This window comes from Acidovorax sp. 94 (assembly GCF_003634645.1).
Lineage (GTDB): Bacteria > Pseudomonadota > Gammaproteobacteria > Burkholderiales > Burkholderiaceae_C > Acidovorax > Acidovorax facilis.
This window is the reverse complement of record NZ_RBJA01000001.1, coordinates 2298726-2316374: the sequence shown is the minus strand read 5'-3', so window position 1 is coordinate 2316374 and position 17649 is coordinate 2298726. Positions and strand designations below refer to the sequence as shown.

16 protein-coding genes are annotated in these 17649 nt (G+C 65.4%); 7 read left to right on the top strand and 9 right to left on the bottom strand.

From position 1 onward, the window contains the following. A complete protein-coding gene (gene gdhA / locus C8C94_RS10665) occupies window positions 1-1344 on the bottom strand; it encodes an NADP-specific glutamate dehydrogenase (protein ID WP_055393279.1) in 1344 nt (447 codons plus the stop codon). Window positions 1345-1598: 254 nt separating this feature from the next. On the opposite strand from gdhA, the gene C8C94_RS10660 reads away from it, so the two are divergent. Then, window positions 1599-2762 (top strand): glycerophosphodiester phosphodiesterase, encoded by a 1164-nt coding sequence (locus C8C94_RS10660; protein ID WP_121420697.1) that lies wholly within the window; start codon window positions 1599-1601, stop codon window positions 2760-2762. A 167-nt stretch (window positions 2763-2929) separates the two neighbouring features. Here C8C94_RS10660 and mutL read toward each other — a convergent pair whose 3' ends face one another. Then, the gene (gene mutL / locus C8C94_RS10655; protein WP_199731239.1) at window positions 2930-4972 is read right to left on the bottom strand and encodes a DNA mismatch repair endonuclease MutL; all 2043 of its coding nucleotides are present in this window, start codon (window positions 4970-4972) and stop codon (window positions 2930-2932) included. 109 nt (window positions 4973-5081) lie between these two features. On the opposite strand from mutL, the gene C8C94_RS10650 reads away from it, so the two are divergent. Beyond that, entirely contained in the window at window positions 5082-5729 is a 648-nt protein-coding gene (locus C8C94_RS10650) for a DedA family protein (RefSeq protein ID WP_121420696.1), read from the top strand. A gap of 107 nt (window positions 5730-5836) precedes the next feature. On the opposite strand, the gene C8C94_RS10645 is transcribed toward C8C94_RS10650, so the two are convergent. Next, window positions 5837-6076 carry a glycine zipper 2TM domain-containing protein gene (locus C8C94_RS10645; protein ID WP_082437237.1) on the bottom strand — a complete coding sequence of 80 codons (240 nt, stop codon included), beginning with the start codon at window positions 6074-6076 and terminating at the stop codon, window positions 5837-5839. A 309-nt stretch (window positions 6077-6385) separates the two neighbouring features. On the opposite strand from C8C94_RS10645, the gene C8C94_RS10640 reads away from it, so the two are divergent. Further along, complete coding sequence (locus C8C94_RS10640) at window positions 6386-7951, top strand: methyl-accepting chemotaxis protein (RefSeq protein WP_233573447.1); 1566 nt, start codon at window positions 6386-6388, stop codon at window positions 7949-7951. Window positions 7952-7975: 24 nt separating this feature from the next. Here C8C94_RS10640 and C8C94_RS10635 read toward each other — a convergent pair whose 3' ends face one another. The 3 genes from C8C94_RS10635 to tsaE form a co-directional block, all read right to left on the bottom strand. Continuing rightward, a complete protein-coding gene (locus C8C94_RS10635) occupies window positions 7976-8317 on the bottom strand; it encodes a cupin domain-containing protein (protein ID WP_055393289.1) in 342 nt (113 codons plus the stop codon). A gap of 123 nt (window positions 8318-8440) precedes the next feature. Further along, entirely contained in the window at window positions 8441-9892 is a 1452-nt protein-coding gene (locus tag C8C94_RS10630; RefSeq protein WP_199731237.1) for an N-acetylmuramoyl-L-alanine amidase, read from the bottom strand. Window positions 9893-9898: 6 nt separating this feature from the next. Next, window positions 9899-10429, bottom strand: a complete 531-nt coding sequence (gene tsaE, locus C8C94_RS10625) for a tRNA (adenosine(37)-N6)-threonylcarbamoyltransferase complex ATPase subunit type 1 TsaE (protein ID WP_121420694.1) — start codon at window positions 10427-10429, stop codon at window positions 9899-9901. Between the two features lie 12 nt (window positions 10430-10441). Here tsaE and queG point away from each other — a divergent pair, with 12 nt between their 5' ends. After that, window positions 10442-11491 (top strand): tRNA epoxyqueuosine(34) reductase QueG, encoded by a 1050-nt coding sequence (queG, locus tag C8C94_RS10620; RefSeq protein ID WP_121420693.1) that lies wholly within the window; start codon window positions 10442-10444, stop codon window positions 11489-11491. 97 nt (window positions 11492-11588) lie between these two features. Here the strand turns inward: queG and C8C94_RS10615 are convergent, their stop codons facing one another. Next, window positions 11589-12266, bottom strand: coding sequence for a GDSL-type esterase/lipase family protein (locus C8C94_RS10615; RefSeq protein ID WP_121420692.1), 678 nt, complete (start codon window positions 12264-12266; stop codon window positions 11589-11591). Then, window positions 12263-13168, bottom strand: coding sequence for an AEC family transporter (locus C8C94_RS10610; RefSeq protein WP_121420691.1), 906 nt, complete (start codon window positions 13166-13168; stop codon window positions 12263-12265). The genes C8C94_RS10615 and C8C94_RS10610 overlap by 4 nt, the downstream gene beginning before the upstream one ends. A gap of 127 nt (window positions 13169-13295) precedes the next feature. On the opposite strand from C8C94_RS10610, the gene C8C94_RS10605 reads away from it, so the two are divergent. The 3 genes from C8C94_RS10605 to C8C94_RS10595 all read left to right on the top strand — a co-directional run bounded on the left by C8C94_RS10605 (window position 13296) and on the right by C8C94_RS10595 (window position 16267). Then, complete coding sequence (locus tag C8C94_RS10605; protein WP_121422800.1) at window positions 13296-14261, top strand: tripartite tricarboxylate transporter substrate binding protein BugE; 966 nt, start codon at window positions 13296-13298, stop codon at window positions 14259-14261. Between the two features lie 79 nt (window positions 14262-14340). Continuing rightward, entirely contained in the window at window positions 14341-15240 is a 900-nt protein-coding gene (gene xerD, locus C8C94_RS10600; protein ID WP_121420690.1) for a site-specific tyrosine recombinase XerD, read from the top strand. 61 nt (window positions 15241-15301) lie between these two features. Next, on the top strand, window positions 15302-16267 hold the full coding sequence (locus C8C94_RS10595; protein WP_121420689.1) for a tripartite tricarboxylate transporter substrate binding protein: 966 nt from the start codon (window positions 15302-15304) through the stop codon (window positions 16265-16267). A 66-nt stretch (window positions 16268-16333) separates the two neighbouring features. Here C8C94_RS10595 and C8C94_RS10590 read toward each other — a convergent pair whose 3' ends face one another. Continuing rightward, window positions 16334-17614 (bottom strand): EAL and HDOD domain-containing protein, encoded by a 1281-nt coding sequence (locus C8C94_RS10590; RefSeq protein ID WP_121420688.1) that lies wholly within the window; start codon window positions 17612-17614, stop codon window positions 16334-16336. Window positions 17615-17649 lie beyond the last annotated feature (35 nt).

The following is a 17649-nucleotide window of genomic DNA, read 5'->3' as shown; positions in this document are numbered from 1 at the left end:
TTACACCACGCCCTGCGCCAGCATGGCGTCGGCCACCTTCACAAAACCGGCGATGTTGGCGCCGTCCACATAGCTCACCGTGCCATCGCTGCGTTTGCCGTAGTGCAGGCAGGCAGCGTGGATGCCCTGCATGATCTGCAGCAGGCGCGCGTCCACCTCTTCGCGCGGCCAGGACAGGCGCGCGGCGTTCTGGCTCATCTCCAGGCCCGATGTGGCCACACCGCCTGCGTTGCTGGCCTTGCCCGGGGCATAGAGCACGCCCGCAGCCTCAAACGCCTTGGCTGCGTCGATGGTCGACGGCATGTTGGCGCCCTCGGCCACGCAGACCACGCCGTTCTTGATCAGCACCGCCGCGTCGTTCGCGTCCAGCTCATTCTGGGTGGCGCAGGGCAGGGCCACATCCACTGGTACATGCCAAGGGCGTACCCCGGCTTCAAAGGTGGCGCCGGTGCGGGCTGCGTAGTCGCTCACGCGGCCATACAGATGGTTCTTCACTTCCATGAGTTCGGCCAGCTTGGCAGGGGTGAACCCGTCTTCGTCCACGATGGTGCCGCTCGAATCCGAGACCGTGACCACCTTGGCACCCAGTTCCATGGCCTTTTCGACGGCGTATTGCGCGACGTTGCCCGAACCGGAGACCGACACACGCAAGCCGTCGAGCGAGCGGCCTTTGGACTTGAGCATTTCCTGCGCAAAGTACACCGTGCCGTAGCCCGTGGCTTCGGGGCGCACCAGCGACCCGCCAAACGACAGCCCCTTGCCGGTAAACACGCAGTCGGCCCGGTTGCTGAGCTTTTTCATCATGCCGGCCATGAAGCCCACCTCGCGGCCGCCCACGCCGATGTCGCCGGCGGGCACGTCCGTGTCGGCACCCACGTGGCGGAACAGCTCGGACACAAAGGCCTGGCAAAAGCGCATGACTTCTCCCGGGCTCTTGCCCTTGGGGTCAAAGTCGCTGCCGCCCTTGCCGCCGCCCATGGGCAGGGTGGTCAGAGCGTTCTTGAAGGTCTGCTCAAACGCCAGAAACTTCAGCACCGAGAGGTTGACCGACGGATGGAACCGGATGCCGCCCTTGTACGGGCCAATCGCCATGCTGTGCTGAATGCGGTAGCCCCGGTTGACCTGCACGCTGCCGTGGTCGTCCACCCACGACACGCGGAACATGACGATGCGCTCGGGCTCCACCAGGCGCTCCAGCAGGCCGTGCTCGGCGTAGCGGGGGTGTTCTTCAATGAAGGGCCACAGGCTTTCCATCACCTCGGTGACAGCTTGCAGAAACTCGGGCTGCCCTGGGTTGCGAAGGGCGACGTGTGAGAGGAAGCTGCCTGCGGACGCGTGTTTCATATTTCAAAAAACTTTCTGAAGATCAAGGGGCGGTGGCACGCCATGGCGCGCTGCAACATCGAATTATGTCTAAAAGTTATACGTTTATGCGCATGACTCTGCACAATGGTGGGGAATGTGGCAGGGTGATTGCCACTTTTTGGTGCGTTTGGATGGTGCAGTGAAGCTGTCATCCATTCGCAAAACGGGCGTCATCGCCTTGTCACAGGGGGCGCCCACAGTTCGGCGGTTCTAAACACAACGAGGAGAAGAGCATGCACATTTCCGGTGCTAAGTTGGGTGCGCTGGCCCTGGTGGCCACGCTGGCTGCTTGCGGTGGCAGCGATGACAACCCTTATCCCACTTTGAGCGGCGACAAGCCCCTCGTGATTGGCCACCGGGGTGCCGCGGGCTACCTGCCGGACCACACGCTCGAAGGCTACAAGCGGGCCATCGAGATGGGCGCCGATTTCATCGAGCCTGACCTGGTCGCCACCAAGGACGGTGCGCTGATTGCACGCCACGAGCCCAACATCACCGGCACCACCGATGTGTCCACCCGCGCCGAATTTGCCAGCCGCAAGACCAAGAAAGTGGTCGACGGCGTGGAAGAAGAAGGCTGGTTCGCCTCGGACTTCACCCTGGCCGAAATCAAGACCCTGCGCGCCATCCAGCCCCTGGCCGACCGCGACCAGTCGCACAACGGCAAGTACCAGATCCCCACGCTCGAAGAAGTGCTGGACCTGGCCAAGAGCGAAGGCGCCAAGGCGGGCCGCACCGTGGGTGTGTACCCCGAAACCAAGCACCCCACCTACCACGTCCGCCTGGGCCTGCCACTCGAAGACCGCCTGCTCACCATCCTGGCCAAGTACAGCTACACCACCAAGAGCTCGCCGGTCATCGTGCAGTCGTTTGAGGTCTCCAACCTCAAGTACCTGCGCACCAAGACCCAGATCCGCCTGGTGCAACTGGTGGACGCGAACGACGTGAACCCCGACGGCAGCATGGACCTGACCGCCCCCTACGACAAACCGTACGACTTTGCCGTGGCGGGAGACACGCGCACCTTCGCCAGCCTGCTCACGCCTGCGGGCCTGAAGGAAGTGAAGACCTACGCCGACGGCATCGGCCCCTGGAAGCCCTACCTGATCCCCTCCAAGCAGGTGGACGCCAACAAGGACGGCAAGGCCGACGACCTCAATGGCGACGGCAAGATCGACGAACGCGACCGCGTGATGATGCCCGCCACCGACGTGGTGAAAAACGCCCACGCCGCAGGCCTGCTGGTGCACCCCTACACCTTCCGCAGCGAGGCCAAGCGCCTGGCGTCGGACTTCAAGGGCGACCCCAAGGCGGAATACAAGCTGTTCTATCAGCTAGGCGTGGATGGCGTGTTCAGCGACTTCCCGGACCATGCCAAGGCGGCGCGGGATAACTGAAGCCCACTGAGGCCCGGCGCGCCTTCCCCCAAAGGGGGACGTACCCGGTGGGCCGGCAAGCCCGGTTCCACGGGTGCTCTGGCCTGGGGCTGTGCTGGTTGTGGCGGCTCCTGGGCTTGATGTGCAGGTGGACCATCGGCCCTCGGGCCGATCTTTTTGCGGGTACCTTACCGGCCCCGCAGGAACAGCGCGTCCAGTTCCTTCATGCTGAGCTGCCGCCACGTTGGCCGTCCGTGGTTGCACTGGTCGCTGCGGTCCGTGGTTTCCATCTGCCGCAGCAGCGCATTCATCTCGTCGATGGTGAGCTTGCGGTTGGCGCGCACGGCGCCGTGGCAGGCCATGGTGCCCAGGATTTCGTTGCGCGCGCGTTGCACCACGGTGGTGGCGTCGTGGGCGGCCAGTTCGGCCAGCACGCTGCGGGCCAGTTCCACGGGGTCGCCCTGGGCCAGCGTGGTGGGCACGGCGCGCACGGCCAGGGTCTTGGGGGAGAACGGCACGACTTCCATGCCCAGCGTGGCCAATACCTCGGCCGATTCTTCGGCGGTGGCGACCTCTTGCGGGGTGGCGGCAAAGGTGGCGGGGATCAGCAGGGGCTGGCTGGCAATTCGGGCGCCGCTGTCCACCTGGGACTTGAGGCGTTCGTAGACGATGCGTTCGTGTGCGGCGTGCATGTCCACGATGATCATGCCCTGGGCGTTTTCGGTCAGGATGTAGACCCCGTGGAGTTGGGCCACGGCCTTGCCCAGCGGCCAGGCGGTGTCGTTGCCGCCCTGGCCCTGGGGCCAGGTGGTTTCTTTCGCGGTGCTGTTGTTGGCCCAGGCCGCAGCAGGGGGGGCGAATGACGTGGGCGTCACGGGCTGCGGCATGGCATCTGCCTCGCCGGTGTTGGCCGCAGCGCCCCAGTTCACCAGCGGTGCGGTGAGCTCTGCAGACGGTGTGGCTGCGTCCTCTTTCCTTGGTCCCCACAGCGCCTGCAGGTCCGCCACATGGTGGCCACGTTCTTCAAATTTGATAGCTGCTTGCGCTTGTCTGTTAAGCGCTAGAGGCTGATTTGGCTTGAAATTCTCAATGGGGGCCTGTGCCGTGGAGCCCGTGTCTGCTGAAGCGGCAGCCCCTGCAGCCGCCGCCAGCGCTGCGGCGCGGGGCGCTGCCAGCGCGTTCTCCACGGCGTGGCGCACGGCCTGGTGCACCTCGCGGCTGTCTCTGAAGCGCACTTCGATCTTGGTGGGGTGCACGTTCACGTCCACGCGCGCCGGGTCGATCTCGACATACAGCGCGTAGATGGGCTGCTTGTGGCCGTGCAGCACGTCTTCATACGCGCTCCGGGCGGCGTGCGTCAGCACCTTGTCGCGCACGAAGCGTCCGTTGACGTAGCAATACTGGTGGTCGGGGCGCGAGCGGGCAGCGTCGGGCAGGCCTGCGCGGCCGGTCACGATGACGGGGCCCACGCGGTGCTGCACGGCGACGGACTGGGTGACGAAGTCTTCGCCCAGCACGTCCGACAGGCGGCGGGCCAGCGCATCTTGTGCATCCCCCTGGCCAGGCACGAAGGTGGCGCGCCACTGCTCCACCAGCTTGCCTTCGTGCCAGATGGCAAATCCCACATCGGGCCGGGCCAGCGCGTGCCGGCGCACCGATTCGATGCAATGGGCCAGCTCGGTGGCGTCGGTCTTCAGGAACTTGCGGCGCGCGGGGGTGGAGAAGAACAGCTCTTTCACCTCCACGGTGGTGCCGGTGCTGCGCGCGGCGGGGCGCAGTTCGCCGCTGCGGGCGTTCAGCAAAAAGGCGTTGGACTGGGCGATGGGGCGGGAGAGCAGCGACATCTCCGACACCGAGGCAATGGCCGCCAACGCCTCGCCCCGAAAACCCATGGTGGCCACGGTTTCCAGGTCGTTCAGGTTGGTGATTTTGCTGGTGGCGTGGCGGCGCAGGGCCACGGGCAGCTCTTCGTGTGGAATGCCGCCGCCGTCGTCTTCCACGGTGATCAGGCGCACGCCACCGGCCGACAGGCGCACGGTGATTTGCGTGGCGCCTGCATCCAGCGCGTTGTCCACCAGTTCGCGCACCACCGAGGCGGGGCGTTCCACCACTTCACCGGCGGCGATCTGGCTGATCAGCTCGTCCGGCAGGTCGCGGATGGGGCGGCGGGTGGTGAGGTGCGTAAAAGAGGCCGGCTCTGCGGCTGCAAGGGTGGGGGTGGTGTCGTTCACCCGGCCAATTTTAGGGCGGGGGCCGCGCAGGGGTATCGGCCGGTGCCTATTGGCCGATGGGGATAATGCCCGCAACTTTTTTGCGTCCGGTGCCCCCACCGGCTACCCCATGGAACTGGTGACCTTTCTGATCGACTTCATCCTGCATGTCGACAAGTACCTCGAAGCCTTTGTGCAAACCTATGGCGCCTGGGTGTATGCGCTGTTGTTCCTGATCGTGTTCGTCGAAACCGGTGTGGTGGTCATGCCGTTTTTGCCCGGCGACTCGCTGCTGTTCATCGTGGGCGCGCTCTGCGGCGCGGGGATGATGAGTTTTCCGCTGGCCTGCGCGGTGCTCATCGCGGCGGCCATTCTGGGGGACCAGTGCAACTATTCGATTGGCCGCTTCTTTGGCCCCAAGGTGTTCCAGTGGGAGGACTCGCGCTGGTTCAACCGCCGGGCCTTTAACCAGGCGCACGATTTTTACGAGCGCTATGGGGGCATCACCATCATCCTCGCGCGTTTCATGCCCTTCATCCGCACGTTTGCGCCCTTTGTGGCGGGCGTGGCCGAGATGAGCCGGGCCAAGTTCACAGCGTTCAACGTGGCCGGGGCACTCATCTGGGTGCTGGGCATTTGCTCCGCTGGCTACTTCTTTGGCAACTTTGCCTGGGTCAAGGAGAACCTGGACAAGATCATCTGGGCGATGATTTTTGTGCCCGGCCTGATCGCGATTTTTGGCGCCTGGCGGGCTGGGCGGCAGGCCAAGGCGGCCTGATTTATCAATTGCAAATGCTATAAAAAATATAGCTGCTGGCGCTTACAAAATAAGCGCCAGCAGCTATTTTTTGCCTGATTCCCAGGGGGTCAGGCACAGAGGGGGAGTTAACGGCGGTAGGGCTTGCGTTGATCGCGGTCTTCGCCGATCTCATGGCCGATGAGGGCGCCGGCCGCCGCGCCGCCAATGGTGCCCACGGGGCCGCCAAAGACAGCGTTGCCGGCTACACCGCCGACCACGGCGCCTACACCGGTGCCCACTTGGGCGCCCGACGGATTGGAAGCGCAACCACCCAGAGCAAGGGCTGCAGTGCAGGTGGTGGCGAGAAGGATGTGACGGATTTTCATGGCAGGAGTCCTTTGTGAATGGAGTCAGGCCTGGGGTCCCAGCAGCGGGTGCGTCGGGGCTCGACCTGTGGCTTCACTATCCATTCGGCGGCTGGGGCCCGGCGTAGGCAGCTGTGGCAAGCGTCTGTAGGACATGGGGCCTCGTGCGGGGCGGGCGCTGCGGTTGGCCGTAAGGCGTCCTTGGCCCATGGGCCAGAGGCCGGTGATCAGGGTTTACGTGGCCCGTGGGGTGGTTGCCAACGGGCGGGCGCAGGAAGATCATTTCTTCTCTCTGCAAACCCATCACATACATCTACAAAAGGGGACACCATGGACCAGCAACCACGGGGGATGGGTGCGCAGCTGACGGTGGCGCAACAGATTGGATTGATTGTGGGGGTGGCTGTTTTTGCGCTGGTGCTCATCCTGGTCCTGAGCCTGGTGCGGGTGCAGACCCTGGGCAATACGGTGGACCGCCTGGCCACCGAGCAGGTCGAGCGGCTGCAGCTGGCACTGCGCTGGCGCAGCAACATTGCCGTCAACTCCACGCGGGTGTTCTCCATCGTCCAGACGGAGGGCGATGACCTGCAGAACTACTTCAAGGACGTCGTGGCGGCCACCACCGCTGACACCAGCAAGGTGCAAAAGCGCTACACCGAGCTGGAAAACAGCCCGCAGGGGCTGCTCATCCAGGAGGAATTGGCCACCATCCGCAAGTCTTACCTGGAGACGCGCGACAAGTCGCTCGCGCTGAAGAAGGCGGGCGACATGGCCCAGGCGCGCGCCTATGCGCTGGGCAGCTTTGCCCCGGTGCTGGACAAGTACAACGCCGTGGCCGACAAGATGGTGAACTACCAAGTGCAACGCTCGGCCGAGCAGGCGGCCGAGGCGGCGGGCTTGATCCAGTCCTACCGCATGACCGTGTTGGTGGCGGGTGTGGCGGGGCTGGCGCTGCTGGCGGTGTTGTCGTGGGTGGTGGTACAGCGCATCCGCCGCTCGCTGGGGGAAGTGAGCGCCGTCGCCCAGCGCATTGGCGAGGGTGATCTGTCGCAGCCCATCCATGCCAGCGGGCGGGGCGAGGTGGCCGAGATGATGCGGGCGATGGAGGCCATGCAGACCTCGCTGGTGCGCATCGTGAGCGATGTGCGCCACAGCAGCGACAGCATTGCCACCGGCTCCAGCGAAATCGCCTCGGGCAATGCCGACCTGAGCCAGCGCACCGAGGAGCAGGCCAGCAACCTGGAGCAGACCGCAGCCTCGATGGAGGAGATCACCAGCACCGTGAAGAACAATGCCGACACTGCCCAGCGCGCCGCCGTGCTGGCGGGCACCGCATCGGCTGCGGCCGTGAAGGGCGGCGAGGTGGTGGGGCAGGTGGTGGCCACGATGCAGGACATTTCGGCCGCATCGCGCAAGATCACCGACATCATCGCGGTGATTGATGGCATCGCGTTCCAGACCAACATCCTGGCGCTCAATGCCGCTGTGGAAGCCGCCCGCGCGGGCGAGCAGGGCCGGGGTTTTGCCGTGGTGGCCAGCGAGGTGCGCAATTTGGCCCAGCGCAGTGCCGAGGCTGCCAAGGAAATCAAGGCGCTGATTGGTGCCAGCGTGGAGAAGGTGGATGCTGGTACGCACCTGGTCGACAACGCGGGGCAGAGCATCGAAGACATCGTCGCCCAGGTCAAACGCGTGAGTGACCTGATCGGCGAAATATCGAGTGCCACGGGCGAGCAGACCATTGGCATCAGTCAGGTGGGCGAGGCCGTCACGCAGCTCGACCAGGTCACGCAGCAGAACGCGGCGCTCGTGGAGCAGAGCGCCGCAGCGGCCGACAGCCTCAAGCACCAGGCTGCCAAGCTGGCCGAAATTGTGAGTGTGTTCCGGCTGGGGCGCTGAGCGGGGGCGGATCGGCGGATGGGCCTATGCTGCTTGGGTAGGCTTGAGGCACATGGTGACCAGCAGCGATGCATCCTCCACGGCTTTGAGCGAGTGCAGTGCGCGGGGCGCAAGGTGCACAAAATCGCCCGCGCGCAGTTGCTGAACGCCGTGCTCGCTGACAAATTCCACCATGCCCTCAATGCACAACACGGTGCCCTCGCCGGGGGTCTGGTGTTCTTTCATGGATTTGCCCACTGGCAGCACCACGCGTATCACTTCAAGCTGACCTGCTTTGAGGATGGCGGTGGTGACGGTTTCGGGCAAGCGGTCGCCCAGGGGGCGCATGCTGACGATCTGGCCGGATTGGGCGTGGGGTAGTGCCATGACTTCCTCCTTTCCTGCCGGTGCGCGATGCGCGCCGGGCTGGGACGATGAAGGCTACTGTGCCTGCACTTCGCGGCCCGCGCAAGGCGGGGGAGTCACCATTGGGCTGTCTTGAACAGGTTCTTACACCGAACGGCTGCGCGCCAGCGGCGGGTTCTTGGCAAAGTAACGTGTGATGCCGCGCATCAGCGCATCGGCCAGTTGTTCCTGGTAGGCACTGCTGCGCAGGCGCTTTTCTTCTTCGGGGTTGCTGATAAAGGCGGTTTCGACCAATACGCTCGGAATATCGGGCGCCTTCAGCACGGCAAAACCTGCCTGCTCCACGCGGGGCTTGTGCAGCTTGGCCATGCCGCCGATCTCGCCCAGCAGCACGGTGCCCAGCTTCAGGCTGTCGTTGATCTGTGCGGTGGTGCTCATGTCCAGCAGCGCGCGCTGCACGTGCTGGTCTTTGGACTGCACGTTGATCCCGCCCACCAGGTCGGCCTGGTTTTCCTTGTTGGCCAGCCAGCGGGCAGCCGTGCTGGAGGCGCCGCCCTGGCTCAGCGCAAACACGCTGGCGCCCCGGGCGGCGGGGGTGGTGAACGCGTCGGCGTGGATGCTGACGAACAGGTCGGCCTGCACGCGCCGCGCCTTTTGCACGCGGGTGCCCAGGGGCACAAAGTAATCGCCGTCGCGCGTCAGGTAGGCGCGCATGGGGTTGCCGCCCACGGTGGTGGCGTTGATGCGATCGCGCAGCAGGTGCGCCACGCGCAGCACCACGTCCTTTTCGCGCGTGCCTGCGGGGCCGATGGCGCCGGGGTCTTCGCCGCCGTGGCCAGGGTCCAGCGCCACGATGATGATGCGGTCGGTCTGGGTGGATGTGGCACGGTTGCCGGGGCGCGCGGGTTCTGGCGGTGGCGGCGCGGTGGCCACCATGGGTGGGGGCTCGGGCGGGCCAGGGCGCTGGCTGCGCTGCGCAATCAGGTCGCCCAGCGGGTCGTGCTCGGGCGCTGCGGGGGCGCGCGCTGCGGCGGCGTTGGCCGCAGCAGCGGCCGTCAGCGGCGGATTGGGTGCGGGGGCGGGCTTGGCGGGGACCTCGCGCAGGCGTTCGGCAATCAGCGCCTCCAGTGGGTCCACCGGTGCGGCGGGGTACAGGTCAAACACGAGCCGGTGCTGGTAGGCCGCCACGGGGGGCAGCGTGAACACCTGAGGCATGGCCGCCTGTTTCAGGTCGACCACCAGACGCACCACACCGGGCGCATTCTGGCCCACGCGGATGCCGGCGATGTTGGGGTCGTCGGGCTTGACCTTGGCCACCAGCTCGCGCAGCTCGGGGCTCAGGTCAATGCCCTCGATATCCACCGCCAGCCGGGGCGGGGTGGTCACGAAAAACTGCTTGGCCACCAGCGCACCGTCGGATTCGATGGTCACGCGCGAATACTCGGGGGCGGGCCACACGCGCACGGCCAGGATGGTGGCGCCGCGTGCAATCTGCTGCGTGCCCAGCAACAGCACCAGGCTGCCTGCCTGCAGCACAGCGCGGCGCGAGGGCAGGGGGGCAGCGGGGGGATGAGCGGGCAGGGTGGGTTCGTTCACGGCGTCTCAGAGTGCTTGCAGCAAGGCACGCCCGATGGGGGTATGGGCGTGCACGGTGACTTTCCTTTCGGTGTCGTCGATTGCTTCAATGTGGATAGCAAGGTCCGCAAGCGGGGTAAGCGCTGCAGCCTTTTCCGGCCATTCTGCCACCTTGAGACCGGGGTTGGCAAAAATGTCCCTGAAACCCGCATCCTCCCACTCGCGCGGGTCGTCAAAGCGGTAGAAGTCAAAGTGCCAGATGGCGATGCCCGGGGCCTCGTGCGGCTCCACCACGGCGTAGGTGGGGCTCTTGATGCGGCCCTCTACGCCCAGCGCGCGCAGCAGGTGGCGCACCAGCGTGGTCTTGCCCGCGCCCAGGTCGCCGTGCAGGGTTACAAAGGCATTGGCCAGCAGGGGCTGCGCGGCAAGGCGCTGCGCGAAGGCGGTGGTGTCGTCCTCGCTGTGCCAGGTGAAGTGGCGTGAAGCTTCGGCATGGTGGGCAGAAGCAGCATGGTTGCCACTTTCTACAATCTGGCCGGTATGTGGTGCAACAGTCAACTCGTTCCTCAAATGCAGGAGTGGGCCCGCGAGCTGGGATTTTCCCAAATCGGCGTGGCGGGGGTGGACTTGTCTGCGGCAGAGCCCGGGCTTGAGGCCTGGCTGGCACAGGGCTTCCATGGTGACATGCATTACATGGCATCCCACGGCATGAAGCGTGCGCGCCCGGTCGAACTGGTGCCCGGCACCGTGAGCGTGATCACGGCGCGCATGGATTACTTGCCGCGCGATACCGCCATGGACGCGCCCGTAGGCTGGCAGACGGCGGAGCTTTCGCGCCTGCAGCGCCCGCAGGAGGGCATCGTCTCGGTCTACGCCCGGGGCCGGGATTATCACAAGGTGCTGCGCGCGCGCCTGCAAAAACTCAGCGACCGCATCGCCGAGGCCATCGGCCCCTTTGGCCACCGCGTGTTCACCGACTCGGCCCCCGTGCTGGAAGCGGAGCTGGCCGCGCGCAGCGGGCAGGGCTGGCGCGGCAAACACACACTGGTGCTCAACCGCGAGGCGGGGTCCATGTTCTTTCTGGGCGAAATCTATGTGGACATGGCCCTGCCCGAAAGCGCGCCCGTCACCGCGCACTGTGGCAGCTGCAGTGCGTGCATTGACGTGTGCCCCACGCAGGCCATCATTGCGCCGCACCGCGTTGATGCGCGGCGCTGCATCTCGTACCTCACCATCGAACACGCCGGGCCCATCCCCGTGGAGTTGCGCCCGCTGATGGGCAACCGCATCTATGGCTGCGACGACTGCCAGCTGATTTGCCCCTGGAACAAGTTTGCCCAGGTGAGCCGCCTGCCGGACTTTGACGAGCGCAAGGGCCTGGCGGGCCAGCAGCTGGTGCACTTGTTTGCGTGGGACGAGCCCACCTTTTTGCGCATGACCGAAGGTGGCCCCATCCGCCGCATCGGCCACGAGCGCTGGCTTCGCAATGTGGCTGTGGCGCTGGGCAATGCGCTGCGGGCGACGGGCGACGAGGCGGTGCGTGCGGCATTGCAGTCCCGCGCCGACGACACCAGCGAGCTGGTGCGCGAGCATGTCGCCTGGGCGCTGGAATTTGAATGAAATTGGCATCTAGCGCTTGATGTATAAGCGCAAACAGCTATCAAAATAAGAGCATTGGTGCCAGCTTTGCTGGGGCGTGTTGCTTTTGCTCTTGCGGCTAGCGCGCCAGCAAACCTGTGTCTTTGAGGGTCAACACCAGCCCCTGGGTAAATTCTTCATACCCCGCAGCATTGGCATGGATCTGGTCCGCCCGCAGCCGCTCCTGCCCCAGTACACCCGACCAGCCTTTGCTGTGCAGCGGCACTTTCAGTTCGCCGGCGATCTCTTCGTACATCGCGTGGTCGCTCAGGCGGCCTACCGCCGCCAGCATCGTCAGCTCGGGCACCGCCACCAGCAGCACCTGTGCGCCGCTGGCCTGAGCATCGGCGCAGATCTGGCGGATGTTGCTGCGGGTGGCGGTGGCGCTCTGGCGGCGCAGAAAGTCGTTGCCGCCAATGCTCACGATCACCAACGCCGGCTTGTGCTTTTGCAGCAAGCCCGGCAGGCGTGCCAGCGCATCGCCCGAGGTGTCACCCGAAATGCCACCATTGACCACCTTCCAGCCTGTCAGGCGTGCCAGCACGGCCGGGTAGGCGGTGTCGGCAGAGGCACCCACGCCCGATGTCAGCGAGTCGCCCAGGGCCAGCACGGTGGCATCGGGCGGCAACGATTGCGCGCGCGGGGTTTTGCGCCCGCAGCCCACCAACGACGCCAGCGCCAGTGCCCCCAGGCTTGCCATCAACGCGCGGCGGCTTGCCAAGGCGTCGGAACCCAGGGCTCTGCGAGAATCGGTCATCGGAGAAACCCCAGCGCAAACGGCAGGCTGACCATGCCCAGCAATGTGGAGAGCGTCACCAGCCCGGCCACATACGGCCCGTTGTAGCCCATGCGCGCCGCCAGCACATAGCAGGTAGAGGCAGTGGGCAGGGCCGAGAACGCGAGCAGCATGGTGGTCTGCACGGCATTGAGCCCAAACAGCCGCGCCATCGCAAACGCCAGCAGGGGCTGCACCAGGTGCCGGATGGACAACACCGCCACGCTCAGCGCCTTGCCGCGCGAGAGCAGGCCAAATTGCAGGCCTGCGCCCGCCGCCATCAGCCCCAGTGCGAGCGACGCCGCACTGATGCGGCTGACCGTGGGGCTGGCCCATTCCGGAATCTGAAAGCCCAGCAGGTTGGCCACCAGGCCCGACACCGTGGCGACGATGAGCGGGTTGCGCACCAGCTCGCGCGCAAAGCTGTGCTGGCCATGCCGCGCCATGGGCCACACGGCCGCCACGTTGAACAGCGGCACGCACACGCCGATCAGCACGGCAATCATCAGCAAGCCCTCAGCGCCCGCCAGGCGCTCGGCAATGGCCAGGCCAATGAACGAGTTGAAGCGGAACGCCACCTGCGCACTGGCAGCGTGGTCGCGTGCGTCGATGTGTTTGCCCAGCCACGGCCAGTGCGGCAGGCTGTAGGCCAGTGCAATGCCCGTGACACCCATGGTCAAACCCGCAGCGACCAGGCCCGACGCGGCGCCGATGTCCACCGGGCTCTTGACGATGGACTGGAACAACAGCACAGGGAACAGCAGGTAGTACACCAGGCTCTCCACGGGTTGCCATACCGAGCGGTTGAGGGCGGTGTACCGGCAGATGAGGTATCCGCAGAGGATGAGGGAGAAGTCCGGGATCAGGAGCTGGGCGTAATTCACGTGCCGAGAATACTTGATCCGTGTCAGTCTCTGCGGGTTAGCCCTTATGTGGAATCCGCAGGGCTCCAAGGCAGCCATTGCGCATACCATCAGCGCTGTTTGTTACCCCCGCTCGAAGGAGAACCCCATGCATCGTCGTCAATGGCTCGCGCTGACCGTACTGGCTGCCGCCGCAGGCACCGCAGCCGCCCAGGGCTACCCCAACAAGGTGATCAAGCTCCAGGTGCCGTTTGCACCCGGTGGCACCACCGACATCATTGCGCGCGTGATCGCCGACCCGCTGGGCAAGGCCCTGGGCCAGAGCGTGATCGTGGAGAACAAGGCCGGTGGCGGCGGCATCGTGGGTGCGGCAGAAACGGCACGCTCGGCACCAGACGGCTACACGCTGGGCGTGGCCACCGTGTCCACCACGGCCGCCAACCCCGCCATCAACCCCAAGACCCCGTACAACCCGCTGACGGACTTCACGCCCATCATCAACATTGCGGCCACGCCCAATCTGATTGCCGTGAACCCCAGCTTCCCCGCCAAGGACTACAAGTCGTTTGTGGCCGAAGTGCAGAAGAACCCCGGCAAGTACTCGTATGCATCGTCGGGCACGGGCGGCATCGGCCACCTGCAGATGGAGCTGTACAAGAGCCTGTCCAACACCTTCGTCACGCACATCCCCTACCGCGGTGCGGGTCCGGCGCTGAATGACACCGTGGCCGGCCAGGTACCGATCATCTTTGACAACATTCCATCCGCGCTGCCCTTCATCAAGGACAACCGTCTGGTGGCCATTGCCGTGGCCGCGCCACAGCGCGTTGCCGCACTGCCCAATGTGCCCACGTTCAAGGAACTGGGCCTGGAGCCCGTGAACCGCATGGCCTACTACGGCATCCTGGGCCCCAAGGGACTGCCCAAGGACATCGTTGACAAAATCAACGCCGCCGTGCGCACGGCACTTGCAGACCCTGCAGTGAAAAAGCGCATTGAAGACACCGGCTCCATCGTGGTGGGCAACACGCCCGAGCAGTTTGCCGAGCAGATCAAGGCCGAGTTCGCGGTCTACAAGCAAGTGGTCGTCAAGCAGAAGCTGACGCTGGAATAAGCAAGCGCCGTATTCCATACTTCTCAGTCAAAGCCGCCCGTTGCCACGGGCGGCTTTTTTACGTGCTATCGTTTTTTGCATGCTTGCCACCAGCCTGACCGCCATCGACACCTTTGTGGACGCCCTCTGGCTGGAGGACGGGCTTTCGCGCAACACGCTGGCCGCCTACCGGCGCGACCTGACGCTGTACGCGCAGTGGCTGGCCGACCAGCAGCCTCCGCTGGCTTTGGACGGCACGGCCGAGCACCATCTGCAGGGTTACTTCGCTGCCCGGCATGCGCAGACCCGCGCTACGTCTGCCAACCGGCGCCTCACGGTGCTGCGCCGCTACTTTCACTGGGCGCTGCGGGAGCGGCGCATCACGGTCGACCCCACGGTGCGGCTGCAGGCAGCACGCCGGCCCCTGCGCGTGCCCAAGACCTTGTCGCAGGCGCAGGTGGAAGCCCTGCTGAATGCGCCAGACGTCGGCAACCCGCTTGGGCTGCGTGACCGCACCATGCTGGAGCTGATGTACGCCAGCGGCCTGCGCGTGACGGAGCTGGTCACGCTCAAGACCTTTCAGCTGGGCCTGAACGAGGGCGTGCTGCGGGTCATGGGCAAGGGCAGCAAGGAGCGGCTCGTGCCGTTTGGCGAAGTGGCCCGCCAGTGGCTGGACCGCTATCTGCAGGAGGGCCGCAGCGCCATCCTGGGCGGGCAGCAGACAGACGACCTGTTCGTTACCCAGCGGGGCAGCGGCATGACGCGGGTCATGTTCTGGGTCATCGTGAAGAAATGGGCGCAGGTGGCGGGCATCACCGTGCCACTGTCGCCCCACACGCTGCGGCACGCGTTTGCCACGCATCTGCTCAACCACGGTGCAGATTTGCGGGTGGTGCAGTTGCTGCTGGGCCACGCCGATATTTCCACCACCACCATCTACACCCACGTGGCGCGCGAGCGGCTCAAATCGCTTCATGCGCAACACCATCCGCGCGGGTAGCGCAGGCGCCCTGGTTGTGGTGCCCCTGCGGATACACCCCCCTTCACCCAAGGAAACACTCATGAAAAAACTATTTGTCGGCGCGTTGCTGCTGAGCACGGTCACCCTGGCCATGGCGCAGGCCTGGCCCACGGCCAAACCCATTCGCATCGTGGTGGCCTACCCCGCTGGCGGCGTGAGCGACACGGTGGCCCGAGCGCTGGCCGACAAGCTGGCTGTGCAACTCGGCACCCCCGTGGTCATCGAGAACAAGGCCGGTGCGAGTGGCAGCCTGGGCGTGGACGCGGTGGCCAAGGCGGCTCCCGACGGCTACACCCTGGGCTTTGCGGCGGTGAGCCCGCTGGCGCTCAATCCGCACCTGGGCAAGTCGCCGTTCGATCCCCAAAAGGACATTGCGCCGGTCGTGAGCGTGATGTATTCACCCGTGCTGCTGCTGGGCACATCCGCCAGCAAGGCGGCGGATTTCAAGGACCTCATCGCCACCGCACAGGCCAAGCCGGGGGCTGTGCGCTGGGCGACCTCGGGGCAGGCGTCGCTGGGCCACATCATGCTGGAGCAGATCATGGGCAAAAGCCAGGTGCAGATCACCCATGTCCCCTACAAGGGCGGCGGCCAGCAGATGAACGACGCGCTGGGCGGCCAGTACGAGGTGTTGTCCACCAACGCGGGCCCTGCCGTGCTGCAGCACATCAAGGCGGGCAAGCTCAAGCCGCTGGCGGTGGGCGCACCAGCGCGGCTCGACTCGCTGCCCCAGGTGCCCACGCTGGCAGAGCTGGGCCAGCCTGCAGCCAACCTGTCTTCCCTGTTTGGCATCTATGCGCCAGCGCAGACGCCTGTGGCCGTGCTGGAGCGCATCAATACCGAGGTGAACAAGGCGCTGGCTCTGCCCGACATCCGCAACAAGCTCGAAGCCACGGACAACGTGCCGACCGGCGGCACGGCTGCCGAATTCGCGCGCCAGATTGCGCAGGAGTCGGAGAACAACGCGCGCATCATCCGCGCGGCGGGTATCCAGGGAAATCAATGACTGCCTGAAAAACCACGGGCCCTGGATGACCAGGGCCCGTGCAGGCAAAGGTGTTTCTGGGACGAATCAGTCTTCGTTGAGGCTCTCGGCCCAGGTCAGTGCCTGCAGGTGGGCCCAGTTGACCTGGCGATTGGACAGGTGCAGCGCATCGGCGTTCTTGGCAAAGGCCACTTCGTCGCCGCTTTCGCAGGCCTTGGTCAGTTCCAGGAAGGGCGCGAACACACCGGTGCCGCGCAGCAGGGCGTCCATCACGGGCTCGGGCAGGGCCACGGATTCGAGCGCCTTTTCAATCGGAACCCCCAGCATGGTGTCCAGCAGCGAGAACACACCCACCACAAACGCGTTGTCACATTCTTCGGGTGCCAGCAGCTCGGCGGCCAGCAGCTCCATCAGGCGGCCGCGCACCACGGCGGTCTGGCCCACGGCGGGGGGCGCGCCGCCGGCACGGGACGTGGTCATGAGCAAGGCTGCCCAGCGGAACAGCTTCTTGAGGCCCAGAATCATCACGGCATGGCGGAACGAGGTGATCTCGCACGACAGGCCAAAACCGGAGGAGTTGATGAAGCGCAGCAGGTTGAAAGACAGCGTGGGGTCTTTCTTGAGCAGATCTTCGATCTCGGCCGTGCTGGCCTGTTTGCGCACCAGGTTGATGAGCTGGATGATCGTGGCCTGCGAGGGGCGGATGGTGGTGGCCTTCACCAGCGAAGGCTGGGCAAACCAGTAGCCCTGGAAGAGCTTGACGCCCAGCCCGCGCATCAGTTCGTACTGTTCGGCGGTTTCCACCTTTTCGGCCACCAGCGTGGCCTTGCTGTGGGTGGTGGAGAACTTGACCAGCGGCCCAGCCAGTTCAGGCTTGAAGGCCTGCATGTCGAGCTTGATGAAGGAGGCCATGGGCAACCAGCTGGTGTAGGCGCGCTTGAGGGCCTGCTGGTCGAACGCCAGGCGAAAACCGCGCGTGCGCAAGGCTTCCAGCGTGGGAATGCGGCCTTCGATCTCCTCGGGCGTGGCGCCTTCGGGTAGAGGGGGGACTTCCAGCACCACCTTTTCGGGGTGGATCAGTTCCAGGTGGCCGCCCGAGAGGCTGTCGTGCGTGCAGTTGATGAATACCGTCTTCTTGCCGACCAGGGCCTCGGTGCCAGCGTACGACAGGGCGTTGAACAGCAGGGCAGCGTCGCTGGCCGCTGTGTGGGCGTCGGAGGCGGTGGACCGGTCAAACAGCTCATAGCCATAGACAGCGCGGGATTCGTCCACGATGGCCTGGCGCGCAATGATGGCGAGGTTCTCGTCTACAGGGTCAACCGCAGGCGATGCAGCTTCGGGGGCGTCTTGTTCAGGTGTGGTCGACATGGGGTCCGCAGTGGTGAAGGGCTGGGCTCTGCAAC